Annotated in this window: 15 protein-coding genes; 3 read left to right on the forward strand and 12 right to left on the reverse strand. The window is 61.4% G+C overall.

Annotated elements, in window-relative coordinates; genetic code table 11:
• Nucleotides 1-78: 78 nt before the first annotated feature.
• Nucleotides 79-882: a BrxR family transcriptional regulator gene (locus HG718_RS11715; protein WP_045694911.1), complete on the reverse strand. Its 804-nt coding sequence runs from the start codon at nucleotides 880-882 to the stop codon at nucleotides 79-81.
• 74 nt (nucleotides 883-956) lie between these two features.
• On the opposite strand from HG718_RS11715, the gene HG718_RS11720 reads away from it, so the two are divergent.
• The 3 genes from HG718_RS11720 (at nucleotide 957) to HG718_RS11730 (ending at nucleotide 7,934) form a co-directional block, all read left to right on the forward strand.
• A complete protein-coding gene (locus HG718_RS11720) occupies nucleotides 957-2,099 on the forward strand; it encodes an exonuclease SbcCD subunit D (RefSeq protein WP_045694912.1) in 1,143 nt (380 codons plus the stop codon).
• Entirely contained in the window at nucleotides 2,096-5,167 is a 3,072-nt protein-coding gene (locus tag HG718_RS11725) for an AAA family ATPase (protein ID WP_045694913.1), read from the forward strand. The genes HG718_RS11720 and HG718_RS11725 overlap by 4 nt, the downstream gene beginning before the upstream one ends.
• 256 nt (nucleotides 5,168-5,423) lie before the next feature.
• Nucleotides 5,424-7,934 carry an AAA family ATPase gene (locus HG718_RS11730; protein WP_244617824.1) on the forward strand — a complete coding sequence of 837 codons (2,511 nt, stop codon included), beginning with the start codon at nucleotides 5,424-5,426 and terminating at the stop codon, nucleotides 7,932-7,934.
• A 64-nt stretch (nucleotides 7,935-7,998) separates the two neighbouring features.
• Here the strand turns inward: HG718_RS11730 and HG718_RS11735 are convergent, their stop codons facing one another.
• From HG718_RS11735 to trbB, 11 genes are read right to left on the reverse strand one after another with little or no spacing between them, the layout of a single operon-like run.
• Complete coding sequence (locus tag HG718_RS11735; protein ID WP_045694916.1) at nucleotides 7,999-8,313, reverse strand: DUF736 domain-containing protein; 315 nt, start codon at nucleotides 8,311-8,313, stop codon at nucleotides 7,999-8,001.
• Nucleotides 8,314-8,317: 4 nt separating this feature from the next.
• The gene (locus tag HG718_RS11740) at nucleotides 8,318-8,554 is read right to left on the reverse strand and encodes a DUF2274 domain-containing protein (RefSeq protein ID WP_045694918.1); all 237 of its coding nucleotides are present in this window, start codon (nucleotides 8,552-8,554) and stop codon (nucleotides 8,318-8,320) included.
• Complete coding sequence (locus tag HG718_RS11745; protein ID WP_045694919.1) at nucleotides 8,551-9,828, reverse strand: TraB/TrbI/VirB10 family type IV secretion system protein; 1,278 nt, start codon at nucleotides 9,826-9,828, stop codon at nucleotides 8,551-8,553. Before HG718_RS11745 ends, HG718_RS11740 begins: the two co-directional genes overlap by 4 nt.
• 4 nt (nucleotides 9,829-9,832) lie before the next feature.
• A complete protein-coding gene (gene trbG / locus HG718_RS11750; protein ID WP_045694921.1) occupies nucleotides 9,833-10,870 on the reverse strand; it encodes a P-type conjugative transfer protein TrbG in 1,038 nt (345 codons plus the stop codon).
• A 5-nt stretch (nucleotides 10,871-10,875) separates the two neighbouring features.
• Nucleotides 10,876-11,568 carry a conjugal transfer protein TrbF gene (trbF, locus tag HG718_RS11755; protein ID WP_045694922.1) on the reverse strand — a complete coding sequence of 231 codons (693 nt, stop codon included), beginning with the start codon at nucleotides 11,566-11,568 and terminating at the stop codon, nucleotides 10,876-10,878.
• A 3-nt stretch (nucleotides 11,569-11,571) separates the two neighbouring features.
• The gene (trbL, locus tag HG718_RS11760; RefSeq protein ID WP_160589031.1) at nucleotides 11,572-12,888 is read right to left on the reverse strand and encodes a P-type conjugative transfer protein TrbL; all 1,317 of its coding nucleotides are present in this window, start codon (nucleotides 12,886-12,888) and stop codon (nucleotides 11,572-11,574) included.
• 6 nt (nucleotides 12,889-12,894) lie between these two features.
• A complete protein-coding gene (gene trbJ / locus HG718_RS11765) occupies nucleotides 12,895-13,593 on the reverse strand; it encodes a P-type conjugative transfer protein TrbJ (protein WP_160589032.1) in 699 nt (232 codons plus the stop codon).
• A 9-nt stretch (nucleotides 13,594-13,602) separates the two neighbouring features.
• Nucleotides 13,603-16,074, reverse strand: coding sequence for a conjugal transfer protein TrbE (trbE, locus tag HG718_RS11770; RefSeq protein WP_160589033.1), 2,472 nt, complete (start codon nucleotides 16,072-16,074; stop codon nucleotides 13,603-13,605).
• Nucleotides 16,068-16,325, reverse strand: a complete 258-nt coding sequence (locus HG718_RS11775; RefSeq protein WP_045694963.1) for a VirB3 family type IV secretion system protein — start codon at nucleotides 16,323-16,325, stop codon at nucleotides 16,068-16,070. The genes trbE and HG718_RS11775 overlap by 7 nt, the downstream gene beginning before the upstream one ends.
• On the reverse strand, nucleotides 16,325-16,660 hold the full coding sequence (locus HG718_RS11780; protein WP_045694962.1) for a TrbC/VirB2 family type IV secretion system protein: 336 nt from the start codon (nucleotides 16,658-16,660) through the stop codon (nucleotides 16,325-16,327). Before HG718_RS11780 ends, HG718_RS11775 begins: the two co-directional genes overlap by 1 nt.
• The gene (trbB, locus tag HG718_RS11785) at nucleotides 16,657-17,652 is read right to left on the reverse strand and encodes a P-type conjugative transfer ATPase TrbB (protein WP_045694960.1); all 996 of its coding nucleotides are present in this window, start codon (nucleotides 17,650-17,652) and stop codon (nucleotides 16,657-16,659) included. The genes HG718_RS11780 and trbB overlap by 4 nt, the downstream gene beginning before the upstream one ends.
• Nucleotides 17,653-17,832 lie beyond the last annotated feature (180 nt).

Genomic DNA, 17,832 nt, shown 5'->3' on the forward strand with positions numbered 1-17,832 from the left:
ATCTGCATTCCCGTTCGGGAAGATTTCTTTCGAGAACGCGTGACATTCGAACAAAATTCCCGATCGGGAATATTCTAGTCAACCTGCTTCGATTGGAAGATGCTCCGTACGCACGCGTTCCAGTCTCGCACCCGCTTCATTCAGGCCCCAGCGCCGGTCCAGATAGAACTCGAGTGCCTTGCGCACTTCGACTTTCAGGAGATCGTCGCTGAAGCCATACTCTCTCCTGACCACAGCGGCCTGCGCAGCGCTGAGCCGCGCGCTTGGCCTGAGCCAGATGATGCTCAGCGTGTGCCATTCGGAATCCAAAGGCAAAGGCGCCTCGATCTCTCCTGCTTGGAACGCATTCTCAGGTTCGATCCTGGCGGGATGAAAGTTCCGGTACTCGCCGCGTTTATAGCTGTAGGCCCGGAAATGAATGCTCTCGCCATCGAAAATAAACCGTGTTGGCGCGACCCATTGCGGAGCCGTTTCACCAGAGCTCATCGACGTGTAGGCGATTCTGACTTTTCGATGGTTCGAGATGGCGTCGTGAAGCACGGTCGCGACGTATGGGTCCAGCCACCGCTTTGCGCGGGGCAGCGCAGCGGGCAACTCATCATCCGAGGTCGTGTCGAGAACGCCGAATACGTCCAGCATCGAAGAAGGCGCAATCGGCTGATGATCTCGCGCTGCAACATAGGCTTTCAGGCGGGCGTCATATTCCGGCGCGTTCTGAGTGATCAGAGCGAGGTAGGCCCGAAAATCGTTTGCGGCCTGTGCCGTCGAGATTCCGAATCGCTCAGTGAGATCACGCCGCCGCGCAACGCCGCGCCAGGTGAAGCACCGGTCGAGAAACAATAGGCGCTGTCTCTGGGCATGTTTGAGCTCGTCGAGCGTCATCCAATGTCCTCTCTTGACTCCTGTTAACCTATACATCAAAAAAGTATACGTATAAAAAATATACGGAACAAGTCATGAAGCTGCTGCACACCTCCGACCTGCATCTCGGTCGTCAGTTCAACGGGATCTCCCTGGAGGAGGATCACGCAGCGGTGCTCGACCAGATCGTCGAGGCGGTGAAGGCGAATGGCGTCGATGCGCTGATCATCGCCGGCGATGTCTTCGACAGGGCGTCGCCGCCGCAAAGTGCGGTGCGGCAGTTCAACGGGTTTCTCCAACGAATCAAATCCGAGACCACCGCCGCGGTCGCCATGATCGCTGGCAATCACGACTCAGGGGACCGTATCGACCTTTCCGCCATCGCGGCGGATCGCTCGCGCTGGCTCATCCGCGGTGCGATCAGTGCTGAGGAAGCACCGCTTCTGCTCTCAGACAAGCATGGCCCGGTCGCAATCTCGGCGCTGCCGTTCGCATACGAGTATGCGGCGCGCGAGTGCTTTGAGAGCGAGACCATTGATACGCCCGAGGATGTGCTGGTGGCGCAAGTCGCAGCCGCCCGCGCCCGGATTCCTGAAGGCGCGCGGTGGATCATCGTCGCGCACGCCTTCGTCACCGGGGGTTCGGTCAGCGAAAGCGAGCGGTCTCTGACGCGGGTTGGCGGCATAGAGACGGTCAGGACCTCCGCTTTTGACGGGGCGCACTATGTCGCCCTCGGGCATCTTCATCGACCCCAGTCGGTAGGCGCGGAACACATTCGTTATTCCGGCTCGCCTCTCGCCTTCGGCTTCGACGAGGCCGACTCGGAAAAATCGATGGGCCTGATCGAGATGGATGCGGCCGGTCAGGTTTCGGTCGAGGTCGTGGCGTTCAAGCCGATCAGGCGTACCCGGGTTCTGCGCGGCAAACATGCAGAACTCCTACTCTCCGATCCGTCGAGTGATTTCATCAAGGCGGAGCTGACAGATGATGTACCCGTCATCGACGGCATGAAGCGCCTGAGGGACGTGTTTCCGAACGCCTGCGAGCTGGTTTATGTTCGCAATGAGCGCCCGCTTGAGACGAAGTCCGTGGACGGCCCGGCTGTCACCGCTGCTGAGCCAGCGGACGTGGTCAGAAACTTCCTCGGCGAAGTCGGTCTCGAAAACATCACGGATGCCGAACAGGACGTTGTTGAAGCTTCCCTCACGCGCTTGCGGCAGAGGGAGGATGCGGAATGAGACCGGTCCGACTCACACTCCAGGCCTTTGGTCCCTATGCGAACAGGGAAGTCATCGATTTCCGCAACGCCGTTGAAGCAGGTCTGTTCGGCATCTACGGACAGACCGGTTCGGGCAAATCGACAATCTTCAGTGGAATGACCTTCGCGTTGTTCGGCGAGGCGTCGAAGTCGGAACAGGATCGCACCTCCCTTCGTTCAGACCATGCCGCCGCTGACGTCGCGACCGAAGTCGAGTTCGTCTTCGACGTGGGCGAGCGGCGCTTCGTGGTGGTTCGCCAGCCGGACCAGATGCGCCCGAAACAGCGCGGCGAAGGTGAAACCAAGAGCGCGCATGAAGCCCATCTGTTCGACGCAACCGGGCTCGCCCTCGATGAGATCACAGCTAACAAACGCGGCAAAATCATTGCGGAAAAGAAGGTCCGCGATGTCGATGCTGCCGTTTCGGAGCTTCTCGGTTACGGCGCTGAACAGTTCCGGCAAATCGTGCTGCTGCCGCAAGGCCGGTTCGAGAAGTTCTTGTCCGCCAAAACCAATGAACGCGTGACGATCCTGCGGGACCTGTTCGACGTCTCGCTCTATCAGGCCCTGATGGCTGACCTGAAGGACAAGGCCGCTGAGGCCGAACGGCAGGTGCGCGAAGAACGGGCGGTCTGCGCCGCGCGGCTCAATGCCGAAGGGTTCGAAAGCACGGACGCCCTGCTCGACGGCATAAACGTAGCCCAAACTGCGGTTGAGGAGCGATCGGTCGTCGAAGCGGGAGCAAAGCAACAGGCTCAGGCAGCGGAGACCGCGTTTCGGACTGCCGAAGCGGTTGAGGCCAAGTTCGTGGCATCGGCACAGGCGCAGGCGAAGCTCACCATCCTGATGGGTCGCAAGGCGGAATTCGCCGCCATCGCTGACCGGATGAAACAGGCGGCGCGCGCCCGGCTGATTGTGGATGTGGAAGAGCAACTCGTCACCGCGCGGGAAGACGTAAAGGACGCCGAAACAAAGCTCGCCGAAGCCACACAAGCGCAGAGCGAGGCCCAACAAAAAGTCAAAGACGCCATCGAGGCTGTGGCAAGAGAAGAGGCCAGAGCCCCCGAGATCGAAACCGCGCGCAAACGCAAGGATGATCTTGAGCGATTTGCCAGGGTTCTTGAGGCAGCGTCAGCCAGCGCCGAAGCCGTGCAGGCGGCGCTCGAGGCGCAGCGGATAGCCCAAGCGGCGTTCGGGAAGAGCAAAGATCGGCTCGACCAATTGCGCAGTACTCGCGCAGAGCGCGCCACCGCACTCAAGTCAGCCCGGAGCGCTGAGAGCGCACGCGGTGAGCTTATGAAAGCGCAAACGTATCTCCTGACCCAGAAGAAAGCCGCCGAAGACTACGGGAAAGCAGAAGCGGCGGCCCGGTCGGCGAAAGCGGCGTTTGAAAAAGAAAGCGCAGCCTCAGCCAAGGCGCTAGAACATGAAACCGAGGCGCGCGCCGCCTATGCAGCAGCGGAGCAAGCCCTGGCCGCCGCGCAAGCCCTGCATCTCGCAACCAAGCTGGAAAAAGATGCGCCCTGTCCTGTGTGCGGATCGACCGACCATCCGAAACCCGCCACGGGCGATATCGAGAATGCGGGGCGTGATCAGGCCTTCCGCGAAGCCCGCGACCGGTTTGAAACGGCTGCACGCGCTGCCCGCGAGGCCAGTGAAAAGCTAGCCGGGCTGAAAGCCACGCTCGAGGCCCGTGAGGAAACTCTCTCATCACTGGAACAGCCGACAGACACGCTCGCGGCGATTCTCGAGAACGTCAGACAGATTGAGGCTGACCTCGGAGCACTGGGCCCCGCCGTCAATCTTGAGGAAGTCGAGGCGGCTATCGAAGCGCTCGACGAGCAGATTGAAACCCAAGAAACCGAGACCGAACGCCTCCGCAGTGAAGCGGATAAATGCCGCAACGCTGCGACCGAAGCCAGAGCCGCCCGCGATGGAAAACTCGAGGCTGTCCCCGAAGCGCTCCGCACGCAGAGCGCTGTCACGTCCGCCATGGATGAGACGTCGCGTATACTGACCGCACTGGTCGAAGCGAAAGACAAGGCCGAAGCCGTGCTCAAGGCGGCCCGCGAGGCCGTCCTCTCCGCCGATGCCGCGCGTAAGGGCGCTGAGGAATCGGTAGCCACTTGCAAACTCCGGCTCGAAAAAGCGGAAGCGACGTTCCGCACGCGTCTGTCTGAGCAAGGGCTCACGGAGGAAGTATACCAGTCTCTCAAACCCGCTATCGCGACGATCGATTCAGACAGTGAAGCTGTCAGAAGGTACGAGACTGAGTTGAACGAGGCGCAGGGTGCCGCAAACGCTGCGGCCTCGGCGATTGGCGATCTGACGCGCCCGGATCTTCCCGTGGTAAAGGAAGCTCATGAAACCGCCCTAGCCGCCCTGACCAAAGCAACGGAAGATCGGATCGCTGCCAGCAACCGTGTCGGTCAGCTGGAGAAGCTGAGGCAAAGTCTCGAAGACACGATGCGCAAACTGGACAAGGCCGAAGCTGAATCTGGCCCCCTCCGCAAGATCGCGGCGCTCACGAATGGCGATAATCCGCTAAGCCTTAAGCTGGAAACCTATGCGATCGGGGCCATGTTCGACCGCGTGCTCGAAGCCGCCAATCTCCGGCTTGGTCCGATGACATCTTCTCGTTACCAGCTCGAACGTGACACCGAGGGTGGTCGTGGTAGCCGCGGCCTCGGCATCCAGGCCTTTGATGTGCACACGGGAAAGTCGAGAGGAACGGACACCCTATCCGGCGGCGAGACGTTCATCGCGGCGCTCGCCCTCGCGCTGGGGCTTGCTGATGTTGTCGAATCTGCAAGCGGCAAAGTCCGCCTCGATACGATCTTCATCGATGAGGGATTCGGAAGCCTCGACACCGAGAACGGTTCAGGCACCCTCGATCAGGTCCTGAACGTCCTAAACAGTCTGGTGAAAAACTCGCGGGCCGTCGGCCTGATTTCGCACGTCCCGCTTGTCCAGGAAGCTATTCCGAACGGATTCTATGTTCGCAAAGGTCTCACAGGCAGCGCCATTGAAGAGAGAAGCATTAGTTAATGACGGCGGAAATCAACTCAACCCAAAGACAGATTAAGGTCCGGGATAAGCTGAATACGATTGATATGCAGCGAATCATTCTGAACCTGAGACAGGTCGAACTTCCATATAATGTTGAAACTGCAAGGGGTAGAAATTGAAGGAGCCAATTGACGACATCGAAGCTTGGTCACAGAAGCTGTCCCCATGGAGACAAGACGCTTTACGACGCTTGGCTATAAGTGATCAACTTACTGACAATGATTTCGCCGATCTGATGGCAATGATCAAAGATGAAGCTGGTTTCAAGTTGGAAACGCCTGCACCTTCGGCGGTCCCCTTTAACAAATCTCATTTTGGCGGTGCAAATAGAACTCCTGTCACCCTCAAAAAAATTAGCAATGTTCAGAATGTCAATCGACTGGCAGCGAATGCTGAGCTTGAGTTTTGTCCAAACGCATTGACAGTGGTCTACGGTCGAAACGGCAGCGGCAAAAGCGGGTTCGTTCGCATATTGCGCACGGCGTGCCGCACGCGGGTGGAAAATCCCGCCAAACTCAAGGTTCTTTCTGATGTTTACGGCGGCGGCACTGATCCGCAGTCAGCCAATATAATCATTGATACGGGCAATGGGGAAACGCCGATCCCTTGGACGACAGGGATGACGGCAGCACCCGAACTCTCGCAAATTTCTGTGTTCGACACACTTTCCGCGCAGATTTATGTCGATAGCGGCAACCAGATTCGATATCTGCCCTTCGGTCTCGCCTTACCTCATCGACTCAACGGAGCTTGCCTTAAGCTCAAAGAAAACTTCGACGCAGAGCGAGAGACAACGGTCGGAAACAAGGTCAGTCTAACGACGATCATGTTCCCCATCCAGCGAGAAACAAAGAGCCAGCTGTTTGACAAAGCACTCAATAAAGACTCATCCGACAATGCGATTGAAGTGGCGGCAACATTTTCGACTGCAGATCAAGAGCGGCTCGACGAGGTCATCGCGATCCTATCGGCAAGTGCAGCGGCGGTCGCCGACCTGACCTCTCTCATCGGCTGGGTACAGGCGGTCGCAAGCGAGTGCGAAATCGCTGCGACTGCTTTCTCAGACTCGGCCCTGACCGGATTCACAACCTTGTGGAAAAGCGCCGTCACTGCACGCCAGACAGCGCAGCTCTCGGCAAGCGCTCTGTTTACAGATGAACCACTTCCCGGCGTAGGAAGCGAGAGTTGGCGCGCTCTATGGGCCGCAGCGCGCGATTATTCTGTCAAAGAGGCGTATGTCGGCGCAGACTTCCCGGTCACTGAAGCGGCAAGTTGCGTGCTTTGCCAGCAGCCGCTGCTTCCCGCTGGCACCGAGCGAATGCAGAGATTTAAGAATTACATCGACGATACCCTCGATGTGGCTGCCGCAAAGGCAGAGAAGGCCGTCTCCGATGCTGCCGACACACTGCCGGCTCTGACGCATCTGAGCGCGGACGGATTTTCGGAACGGGTCGAGCAGATTCGTCAGCGCGACCCGAAACTCGCCGATGCCCTATCATGTTTTCAGGTGTCAGCGACCCAGCGGCGCGAAGAGGCCGCTGCGCGGTTGACAGGCGACGACAGTGCGCCCGTTTCGGCGCTTGTCTCGCCGCATGCCGAGTTGAAAGAATTAGCTCGAAACCTCGGCGACGAAAAGGACAAGCGTGTCAAGGCTGGCGAGGCGCAGGAGCGCGAGAGGCTCGCCAGCGAAAAGGCCGAACTTGAAGACAAGAAGATACTTGCGGCCAACCGGGAAAAGTTGGTCACGCGGCGGGATCTCCTTGAAACTGACGCAGCTTTCGAAAAAGCGTCGGCCGAACTACAGACTACGGGGATCACGCGGCGCGCAAACGAGTTGGTCGATTCGCATCTCACAAATGCGGTGGTGACGCGTTTCGACGACGAGCGCGGGCGGTTCGACATCATGCACCTCAAAGTCGGACTTTCGCGCAAGAGCGGTCAGACCAAAGCCGAATTCGAAGTCGATCCACAGACAAAACTTACCAAGGTTACTTCGGAAATTCTCAGCGAAGGAGAGCAGCGGGCACTCGCGCTAGCTGGCTTTCTCACGGAAGTAGCTTTGACCGAGGGGTCTGGACCGATAATCGTCGACGACCCAGTATCATCGCTCGACCGCGACCGGAGCGCGCGCGTTGCAGAACGCCTCGCCGAAGAAGCATGTCAACGGCAGGTGATCGTGTTCACCCATGATATTATCTTTTTCAACGAATTGTGCGGTGCTGCCGAGAACAAGGGTATTGAGCCAGTAACGATTGCGCTTTTCGGGGATAAAGAGGCTGCAGGAAAGATTGATCCCGCCGGCATGATTTGGAAAGGCCTCAACGTTTCAAAGCGTATCGGCAAACTCAAGAACGACTTTGCACCACTACCCAAATTGCTCACCACGAGTCCGGCCGATTACGAGTACCAAGTGAAGAACCTTTATGGCCGCTTGCGGGATACTTATGAGCGTGTTGTCGAAGAGGTAATTTTCAGGGATATCGTGCGCCGAGGCACCGACGTTATCAAGACGCAGGAACTCCGCTATGTCACCTTGTCGGACGCGCTCGCGATCCGGTTCCATGAAGGCATGACGCGCGCCAACACCTACAGCCATGATAATCCAGCCTCAGATACTGTAGGCATTCCTCAACCGGATGATTTTACGGCTGACATCGCAGCACTGGAGAAGCTCGTCGCAGACCTCCAGGCTGCAAGCAAGTCCGCCGAGGCAGCGAGGCCGCAGATGAAACCAAAAAAATATTGATTTGTTTTGAGGTGTTTATGGCTTCGGTTTCATTTGATGGCTAACGCCGCCAGCGCACGGCTGCTCAGCTAGCTTTCGCCCGGTTCCAGATCATGACGCCGGTGCCGTCCTTCTCATTCTCGAAGAAGGCCGCGCGCATCGGGCTGGCGAAGCTCGGATCATCAAGTTTGACGGCGAGGTAGGGCGTCTCGCCGTCCTTGCTTTCCTGACGCCAGGCCGCGCCGAGTTCTGCCCCGCCGGCATAGAGCCGGAAGTCGGGCGCGCCCTCTGAGGTCTTGTCACTGTTGGGGACAAGCTGGGCTTTGACGTTGATGGTCATGGTGCGGATGGTGCCGGTATAGCTGCCATCCTTCAGGGTGAACGTGCCGATCTGTGCCATTGGTTTAGGTCTCCTTGCTGGCATTGGAATGAAGGGCGCGGCGCGCCCGCTTGAACCCGGCATCTGAAGCCAGGAAGCTTTCGATCATGGCGGGGATCAGCGCTTCGGGCTTTTCCTCCGCGCCATAGGTCTGGCGGTAGATTTCGGCATAGTCGCTGAGCGCGCTGGCGAGGTCGGGATCAACCGAGAGGCTCATGCGCACCGGCGTGCGGTCGGGTAATTTGTCGAGACGAAGGGTCATCGTGTGGCTCCTTGGGGATGGGGTCTGAGGATGAGATCGCGGGTGACGACCACACGCACCGGCCAGCCGGGGCGCACGCGGATGGTCGGCTGGATGCCAAGGTTGCGCTCAACCACGCGCTGACCGGCTTGGTTGATGGTGTCCGTCGTGCCGCGGCGGATGGCGCGTTCGAGATCGCCGTCGCCGTCTGCGCCGAGTTCGGCCCCGACGCCGAGGATGGTCGCAAGACCGGCCGCGACAAACACGCGATCCCAGTGATGATCGGTTCTGTCTGAGAGGCCTGCAAAGCCCTGCGCGTCCGCGCCGGGCGCAGAGATGAGGATGGAGGACCCGTCAGGGAAGATGATCCTGTCCCAGGTCACCAGAGCCCGGTCCTGCCCGAATGAGACTTCGGACTGGTAGCGTCCGATGAGGCGTGAGCCTTGCGGGATCAGGAGATACTGCCCGGTCACGGTGTCATAAACGGGCTGCGTCACCTGCGCGACGATTGTGCCGGGCAGGTCCGAGTTGATGCCGGTGACCAGCGAGGCCGGGATCAGCGTGCCCGCCATCACCTGATAAGGCGAGGCCGGGTCCTGCAGCCCATGCGGATTGTAGATGTCGCTGGCAGAACCCTCGCTCGCAAAGGCGAGCTTGCGGCTTTGGAGATTGGTATCGGCGGGCTGACCGAACGCTGACGGTGCGCCTTGCGGCAGGGCCGCGAGTGCAAGAAGCTCCGAGCCGAGATCAAGTGCTGGGTCGCGATAAGCGGGGCGAGCCCCGGTGGTGCTTGCCATGCCGCTCTGAGAGTCGAGCCGGAAGAAGACCGGCGCGCGGGCGGCTTCATCGGCGAGCGCTGCCTCGCGCATGCGCCGGGCGCGTTCGGCCTCGTCAGCCGGGTTCGGGCGGAAATCGTCTTCGAAGCGGGTCACGTATTCAGGCTCGATGCCAAGCTCGCGTTCAGCGCGCAGCATGGTCGCGCCGAGATCGCCCGACAGCGGCGGGCCAAGGCGTGCTATGCGGTCTTCGACCGGCGCGATGTCGCTATAGCTTGTCGGGAGTGTGGAGAGGCCTTCGGGCTTGCGTGTGTTGGTCGTGTTGTAAAGCTCGCGGCGGGCATCGGGGTCGACCGCAGTTGGCGGCTTCAGGGCAATGCTCATGGCGGCGAACAGGGCGAGCACGCCAATGCCTGCGCCGACCATCAGGACCTTGCGATTGATCCGTGTAACCGGCTTCGGGCTGGAGCGGATCTTCAGCCGCTCGGCATGCTCGTCGAAGGGAATGGGCTCGGACATCTTCCTAGCCCCCGAAGATCGCGGCCAGCGGCGGACGGCGCTCATTGCGCGAGATGCGGACAACGGTCTGATTGCGCTCGCCAAGGCGCAGCTCGGCCGCGCGGAACAGCCGGTCGACGACATAATAATTGCCGCGCACGCGATAGTTGACGAGTTCCGCGTCGCCATCCGCGCCCAGAACAAAGAGCGGCGGCATGTCCGTGGTGGCAATGTCCTCCGGCATCTGGATGAACACCTGACGGCCATCATCGAAGACCCGCACCGGCTTCCAGTCGGGGCTGTCGCCGGAGAGCCGGTAATCGAAGTTGAGGCCTTCAAGGGTAAGGCCGCGTTCAATGCTGCCAGCGTCGCGTGCGATGGCGCGTTCATTGCGGGCGGTCAGGCCCGCGAGTTCATCAGCCGGATAGCGCCAGGAGAGCGCGGCCATGTAGCCGCCTTCGGTACTTTCCAGTTCGAGGTGATAGGTGCGCCGGTCGGTGGCGATCATCAGGTTTGTGCGGATGCCGGATGAGATCGGCTTGACCAGCACATGGGCGCGGGCCGTTGCGCCCGATCCTGAGATCGTGTCGCCGACCACCCAGCGGACCGTGTCACCCGCTGAGACCGACACCAACTCTTCGCCCGGCTGAAGCGCGATGTCGCTGACCTGACCGGGACTGGCATAGAGGCGGTAGAGCGCGCCCTCGGTATAAGGATAGACTTGGATCGCGTTGACGTATCCATCGACCGAAGGTTCGATCAGCGCGCTGGTGCGGCCTTGTCTTATCGCTTCTGCCGGTGAAACCGAGGGCGCGCTGACGGTCCTTGTATAGGTCCGCGTGACGCTGCCATCGGGATTGGTGGTGACCCGCGCGCCGATTGGCATCATCTGGCCGGGCAGCGGAAGTGCCACGGCGGTTTCGACGATTTCGACGGGATAGTCGGCGCGGTCCTCGACGGGCGTGGCCGCGACAAAGGCCGCCGGATCAATCGGTTCGAGTTCCGTCGTGGCGCAGGCCGTGGTGAGTGCGAGGGCCGAAGTGGCAAGCAGAATACGAAGCATGGGGATCATTCTCCTGTGACAAGGTCCTGACCCCAGTTCAGGGCATGGACATAAAGGCCGAGCGGATTGGCGCGCAGGGTCTCTGCGTCCGTCGGCGGCTGGGTGATGAGAGTGAAATTGCCGGTGAACCTTTGGGCACGGACCAGCGCGCCATTCTCATAGGTCTTCTCGATCCAGCGGGCCTGGAAGCTGTCGTCCGAGACGCGCACCACGCTGACCACATCCACGGTGCGGGACTTGCGGCCGACATCGGCGAAGGGATCATTGGCCGAGGCGTATTCGTTGAGCGTGGTCGCGGCGCGGTCAGTCACGAAGTCATAGGCACGCAGCCAGTTCTCGCGCACGACGACAGGATCGACGGAAAGGCCCCGGACATGTTCAATGAAGTTGGCAAGGTGATGGGCGATCTGGGCATCGGTCGGCGTATAGCGTTCCGTCGCCGGAGCAACGGCGCGGGCCGCGCCGGTCTCATCGACTTCCACGACATAGGGCGTGACGGTGGACTGCATCGAGCGCCAGACCAGCGCGCCGGAGGTGACGAAGCAAAGCCCGAGACAGCCGATCGCCATGAGCCGCCAGTTTTTCGCCTGCACGCGGGCGGAACCAATTCTTTCGTCCCATACCTGTCCGGCCTTCTGATAAGGCGTTTCGGGGAACGGGCTTGGCCCATAGCTGGAGGAAGATCGCCTGAAAGCCATTGTCTAATCGTCCTTGTCTTTGAGGGTGGGGTTCGCGCCCGAAGCGCCGCGATCACCGTCGCGGATCGAGTGCGCGGCCATCTGCCCTGCCTGTCCCATGCGCTGGCTGGTCTGCATGCGCCGCGCCCAGCCGGGGCTTTGGGCAGAGGATGATGCGGAGGCAGGGTTTTGCATGGATGCGGTCGGCGAACCGCCGGTGGCGCGCCAGGCGCCTTGACTGCCGCGCTGGTAGGCCTCACGCATGGACTGGGCGGGACGGCTTGCTGCGCGGCGCATGGCGTCCCCGCCAGCGCGGGCGACACCGGCAAGGCCTGCGGCGACACCCGCCGCGCCGGATGCGCCGGAGGCGACAGAGCCCAGCGTATAGGAGGTGCGCGCCGCGCCCGCCATGCTCGCACCGGCCTTGACGGCGCTTGAAGCACCGCCTGCCACAGCGCCGACGGCGGCGCGCCCGCCCATCCCGGCGACATACGTCCCGGCAGCGACACCGGCCGCCGCGCCTGCAGCGGAGCCTGCGCCAAGCTGCGGCGCGCCGGTAATGAGGCCGGAGGCAATGCCGGGCGCAAAGATGCCCATCCAGAAGAAGACAATCGCGGCCAGCACCGTGCCCATGACCTGAGCGAGCGTGACATCATCGCCGGTGCGGAATGCGTCGGTGACAGACGAGAAGAGCGTCGAGCCGATACCGATGATGACGGCGAGCACCATGAGCTTGATGCCGGAGGTGATGACATTGCCGAGCACGCGTTCAGCCAGAAACGTCGTCTTGTTCCAGAGCGCGAACGGCACGAGCACGAACCCGGCCAGCGTCGTCAGCTTGAACTCCAGGATCGTGATGAAGAGCTGCACGGCGAGCACGAAGAAGGCGACCATGATGATGGCCCAGGCGATGAACATCACCGCGATCATGATGAAGTTATGGAAGAAAGAGATTGGCCCCAGCATGTCGCCGATCTCTTCCAGAAGCGGCTGACCGGCATCGAGGCCGACACTGGCGATGAAGCCGGGGCGCAGGAGATCATCGGCGGTCATCGTGCCGCCGCCTGCGGTCACGCCGAGTTCGGCGAAACTGTCGAAGACGATGCCTGCAAGGAGCGAAAAGTTGCCGATCACGAAGGCGAAGAAACCGACATAGAGCACCTTTTTGAGGAGCCCCGCGATGACGTCGGTGTTCTGAGACAGCGCCCAGAACAGGCCCGCCAGGGTGATGTCGATGGCGATGAGCGTGGTCGACAGGTAAGCGACATCGCCCGCCAGCAGGCCGAACCCGCTGTCTATGTAAGCGATAAAGGTCGCGAGGAAGGTGTCGATCACGTCCATGGCCCGCTACTCTCCGAGAAAGGCCCGGGTACGGGCGCGGCCACGTTCGGCCTCGGCGAGTTGGCGGGCGCGCTCCAGCGCCTCGGCGCGGTAATGGGCCGCCATCATCGCTTCCATCTGCATCAGCTGCTCAGTCTGCAGGGCCTCGATCTGATTGCCCGCCTGCGCGACCTGGAGATTGCCGACGGCGGACTGGCTGTCTGCGATCAGCCGGTCGAGGCTGTCACTGTCAGCGCGCGCGGTTGAGACGACCTGCGCCGTGACGGTGAGGCTTTCCCGGTAAGCCGTGCGGGACTGACGCCAGCGGGCGCGGGCCTCTTCGACGAGGACGGCCTGACGCGGCGGTTCGGCGCCATAGTCTTCCGGGTAGACCTCTTCATACTCGCGCTCGATTTCTTCGACGCGGTAGCCGATGCCTTCGGCTTCGCGCATCAGGTATTCGATGCGGCGCATACGGCGCAATATGTCGTCGGCGATACTGTCCGGCAGGGCTTCGAGATCGCGGGCCATGTTCTCCAGCATCTCAATTTCATGGGTGAGTTGCTGGATCTGCTGGTTCACCTCCTGAAGCGAGCGGATGGCCTGGTAGATGTTCTGGATATGGTTGGCGGGGTCGTAGACCGTCCATTGGGCGGTTGCGGGTGGTGCGATGAGGATGGAAAGCGGCGCGGCGCAGATGAGGGCGGAGGCAAGGAAACATTTCATCGGGGGCTCCTATTCGGCGGCGAGGAATTGGGCGGGATGGAAGGAAGTTTTCGCCTCGGGTTCCGGCGCATCGCCGGGCCAGCGGGCGAGCAATTCCGCCGCCCAGGGCAGGCCTTTCTCGATGAGCCAGCAGGCGGCAAAGCCGTCGCCTTCCGTCTCGGCCCAGATGCGATCCATGCGGGCCTGGTCTTCCGGCGATGACGCGCCGCAAACTGAGAGGGCGATGGGGCCGAGGCCAAGATCGAAGACGCGCGCGGCCAGCGGCGACTGGTAATAATAATCGCGCTTGGGCGTGGCTCTTGAGATCAGTTCGATCTGGCGGGTATTGAGTCCGAAGCGCTCATAGGTCTCTTTCGATTGCGGTTCCTGCGCGCGTTCATTCGGGAGGAAGATCCGTGTCGGACAGGACTCGACGAGTGCAGGCGCGATGCTTGAGTTCGCGATGTCGGCCAGGCTTTGTGTTGCGAACACGACAGACACGTTCTTCTTGCGCAGGGTTTTGAGCCATTCGCGAATGCGCGCCGCGAACATCGGATCATCGAGGAACAGCCAGGCTTCATCTAGGATGAGCAGCGTTGGTTTGCCGGTGAACCGGGCTTCAAGTCGGTGGAACAGGTAAGTGATGACGGGGGCGACCGCGCCTTTCGCGTGCATCAGCTCTTCCATCTCGAAACAGACTGTATCGGCGAGGGCGAGGCTCTCCTGATCGGCATCGAGAAGGCGGCCATGCGGGCCTTCCAGCGTGAACGGGTGGAGCGCCGATTTGAGCGTGTCGTCCTGCAGCATCAGGCTGAGGCCTGTCAGCGTGCGTTCGTTTTCAGGCGCTGAGCTGAGAGACTGGATCGCTTCCCAGAGCCGGGCTTTCAGGTCCGGCGTCATGCTGACGCCTTCATTTGTGCAGAGACCTGTCAGCCAGTCAGCGGCGAAACTCGCGCCATGTTCGGTGTCGATGTCCTTCAGGGGCTGGAGGCTTGGGGCGTTCGAACTGCCAAGGTCGATATGCGCGCCGCCCATGCAAAGCGTTGCAGCGCGCGCGGACCGGCCCTTGTCGAAGATGAAGACCTGGGCGTTTGTGTAGCGCTTCCATTGCAGGGCGAGCAGGGACAGGAGCACGGACTTGCCCGCGCCGGTGGGACCGACGACAAGCGTATGACCAACATCGCCAATGTGGAGATTTAGGCGGAACGGTGTTGTGCCGTCGGTCTGCGCCTGAATGAGCGCGGGGGCGCCCAGGTGCCGGTTCGTCTCCTCGCCCGCCCAGACCGCCGAGAGCGGCACCATATGGGCAAGGTTCAGCGTGTGCAGGATCGGCTGGCGGACATTGGCATAGGGGTGACCGGGCAATGAGCCGAGCCAGGCATCCACGGCATTGAGGGTCTCGCGGATCGCTGTAAAGCCGCGGCCATTGACGATGCGCTCGGCCACGCGGATGTGCTCGTCAACCGCCCGCCGGTCGGGATCGGCAACCGTGATGGTCGTGGTGACATAGCCATAGGAAACAAGATCACTGCCAAGCTCCTGCAGCGCCGCATCGGCATCGGCGGCCTTGTTGTCGGCGTCATTGTCAACGAGCGCGGCGGGCTCGTTGAACATTGTCTCGCGCAGCACCGTGCCGATGGATTTGCGCTTGGCGAACCAGTGGCGGCGCTTTTTGCCGAGCACCTTCTCGGCCTGCGCCTTGTCCATGGCGATGAACCGGGTCGCCCAGCGATAGGCAAACCCTTGGCGATTGAGCTCATCAAGAATGCCCGGCAGGGTCGAGGCCGGGAAGCCGAGAATGGTCAGTGTGCGAAGGTGAGCCTCGCCGATCATGGGTTCGAGCCCGCCGGCGAAGGGTTCATCGGCAAGTATGGCGTCGAGGAAGACGGGCAGTTCCGGCGTCACCACAGGATGGCGCTTGGTCGATATCGTCGAATGCAGATAGGTCAGCGTCTCGTCGTCAGTGAGCTTTGCGATCTCGGCGAGGCAGGTGGAGAGGAGATCGAAAACGCGAGACGCATGCTGCTGGAAGGTCTCCAGCCGGTGACGCCAGGTCGCGGCGTCTTCCGTTTCGGCACGCTGGATCAGGGCCTTTTCGGCACGGCCTGTGGCGTCGGCGGGCGGCAGCCAGAGCAGGGTCAGGAAGTAAGCACTCTCAAAGCGGGTTCCGGATTCTTCGGCTTGTAATGCCCGTTCCTGATCGACAAGCCAGGACAGCGCATCGGGGAACTCCGCCTCCGGATAGTCATGCACGTCATGGCGCTGCGCTTCGAAGAAGAGCGCCCAGCCCGAGCCGAACCGGCGAAGCACATTGTTCACACGGGCATTGATCGAAACGAGTTCTTCCTCGGTGGAGCTTTCGAGGTCAGGGCCGCGATATTTGAATGTCGTCTGGAAACTGCCATCCTTGTTGAGCACCACGCCCGGCGCGACGAGACAGGCCCAGGGCAGGTAATCCGCGAGGAGGACCGGGGTTTCTGCGTATTCTTTGAGGTTCAGCATGTCAGATGCTCCTTGTGGCGCGTCGAGCGGCCCGCGACGGCCATGAAATCCGGATCGCTTCTGGCCATGAACACCGCTGCCGAATGCCCGACGGCCCAGAGCACGAGGCCCGGTATCCAGAGCTGCAGGCCAAGGCCCACCGCGGCAGCGAGCGTCCCGATGGCGATGGCGGCCGTGCGCGGCGCGCCCGCCATCAGGATCGGCTCGGTCAGGGACCGGTGGAGCGGGATCTCATAGCCTTCGGCAGACATCAGATGAGCGCTCCGCCGCCGAAGCTGAAGAAGGTCAGGAAGAAGCTTGTCGCGGCAAAGGCGATGGACAGCCCGAATACGATCTGGATCAGCTTGCGCATGCCGCCGGAGGTCTCGCCAAAGGCCAGCGTCAGGCCGGTAATCGTGATGATGATCACCGCAACGATGCGCGCGACCGGACCCTCAATCGAGGTCAGGATCTGATCGAGCGGGCCTTCCCAGGGCATGCCGGAGCCTGCTGCATGGGCCGGACCGGCGATCATGAGGCCGATACCGATACAGGCCGCGACCTGGACCGTTCGGTTCACCGTCTGGAGGTGATTATAGAGCGTCATTGGGTTTCTCCATGTTGGACGAGGGACAGGGAACGGGAGACGAGCGGGGCGGTCTGATACCCCTCGCCGTCAAAACCTGTGACGCGTAGCGCCTCTTCAACGCGGCGCTGGCCGCCTGCGCGGCTCATGAACACGACCACGTCAATCGCTTCAGCGATGAGGTCGAAGGGCGCGCGCGGTGTGGCTTCCAGTGTCAACTGTTCAAGCCGCGCCAGCGCGCCGTGTGCCGAGTTGGCGTGCAGCGTCGTGATCCCGCCCGGATGGCCGGTGTTCCAGGCTTTTAGCAGGTCGAGTGCTTCAGCCCCGCGCACCTCGCCGACAATGATCCGGTCTGGCCGCAGCCGCAGCGTCGAGCGCACAAGGTCCTGCAGGCTGGTGCTGCCGCGATGGGTGCGAAGCTGCACCACATTGGGCGCGGCGCAGCGAAGCTCGCGCGTGTCTTCGAGGATGACGATGCGGTCACCACGCAGGGAGGGTTCGGCGAGCAGCGCGTTGGTGAAGGTCGTCTTGCCGGAGGACGTGCCGCCCGCGATCAATATGTTCGCATGACTCGCAATCGCGTCTTTCAGCGCCGTAGCCAGCGCAGGCGCGAGCACGCCCTGGGTGACATAGTCACCGAGTTCAAACGGCGTTGTCGCAGGCTTGCGGATCGAAAAGCATGGGCTGGTCGAGACAGGTGGGAGAAGCCCCTCAAACCGCTCGCCGCTACCTGGGAGTTCGGCAGAAACAATCGGGGCGGACCGATCAAAGGCCTCGCCTATGCTGCTCGCGACAAGGCGGATGATCCGTTCGCGCGCGGTGGCTGAAATGATTTCGGGACTGACCTCGACCCCTCGCCCCGCCCGCTCGATCCAGATCGAGCCGTCAGGGTTGGCGAGGATTTCGATGACGTCGTCAGCTTCCAGCGCTGCCCGCACCGCGCCTTCGCAGGCAGACCGCAGCATGGATACGCGTCGTTGGTCGGTCTCAAGCGTTCGGGCGGGTGCGGACATCGGGGGAAAGGCTCCTGTAGTTGCTGACAGGTCCAATCCTCTGATTTAACGCCAGTTTCTGATAGCTGGGAAAGTCGCAAACGGTCGGAACGGATCGAGAGGTCTTGCAAGATCGGGCCGTCTAAGGGCTGCATAAAAGATGCAGCACTAATGCGTCGGATATCACTCAATAGCCCTGGA

It is taken from the genome of Pyruvatibacter mobilis (assembly GCF_012848855.1).
Taxonomy (GTDB): Bacteria; Pseudomonadota; Alphaproteobacteria; order CGMCC-115125; family CGMCC-115125; genus Pyruvatibacter; species Pyruvatibacter mobilis.

Excerpts from the sequence above, each read along its gene's own strand:
- HG718_RS11715 (WP_045694911.1), bottom strand. The coding sequence starts at position 882 with ATGACGCTCGACGAGCTCAAACATGCCCAGAGACAGCGCCTATTGTTT.
- HG718_RS11720 (WP_045694912.1), top strand. The coding sequence starts at position 957 with ATGAAGCTGCTGCACACCTCCGACCTGCATCTCGGTCGTCAGTTCAAC.
- HG718_RS11725 (WP_045694913.1), top strand. The coding sequence starts at position 2,096 with ATGAGACCGGTCCGACTCACACTCCAGGCCTTTGGTCCCTATGCGAAC.
- HG718_RS11730 (WP_244617824.1), top strand. The coding sequence starts at position 5,424 with ATGGCAATGATCAAAGATGAAGCTGGTTTCAAGTTGGAAACGCCTGCA.
- HG718_RS11735 (WP_045694916.1), bottom strand. The coding sequence starts at position 8,313 with ATGGCACAGATCGGCACGTTCACCCTGAAGGATGGCAGCTATACCGGC.
- HG718_RS11740 (WP_045694918.1), bottom strand. The coding sequence starts at position 8,554 with ATGACCCTTCGTCTCGACAAATTACCCGACCGCACGCCGGTGCGCATG.
- HG718_RS11745 (WP_045694919.1), bottom strand. The coding sequence starts at position 9,828 with ATGTCCGAGCCCATTCCCTTCGACGAGCATGCCGAGCGGCTGAAGATC.
- trbG (WP_045694921.1), bottom strand. The coding sequence starts at position 10,870 with ATGCTTCGTATTCTGCTTGCCACTTCGGCCCTCGCACTCACCACGGCC.
- trbF (WP_045694922.1), bottom strand. The coding sequence starts at position 11,568 with ATGGCTTTCAGGCGATCTTCCTCCAGCTATGGGCCAAGCCCGTTCCCC.
- trbL (WP_160589031.1), bottom strand. The coding sequence starts at position 12,888 with ATGGACGTGATCGACACCTTCCTCGCGACCTTTATCGCTTACATAGAC.
- trbJ (WP_160589032.1), bottom strand. The coding sequence starts at position 13,593 with ATGAAATGTTTCCTTGCCTCCGCCCTCATCTGCGCCGCGCCGCTTTCC.
- trbE (WP_160589033.1), bottom strand. The coding sequence starts at position 16,074 with ATGCTGAACCTCAAAGAATACGCAGAAACCCCGGTCCTCCTCGCGGAT.
- HG718_RS11775 (WP_045694963.1), bottom strand. The coding sequence starts at position 16,325 with ATGTCTGCCGAAGGCTATGAGATCCCGCTCCACCGGTCCCTGACCGAG.
- HG718_RS11780 (WP_045694962.1), bottom strand. The coding sequence starts at position 16,660 with ATGACGCTCTATAATCACCTCCAGACGGTGAACCGAACGGTCCAGGTC.
- trbB (WP_045694960.1), bottom strand. The coding sequence starts at position 17,652 with ATGTCCGCACCCGCCCGAACGCTTGAGACCGACCAACGACGCGTATCC.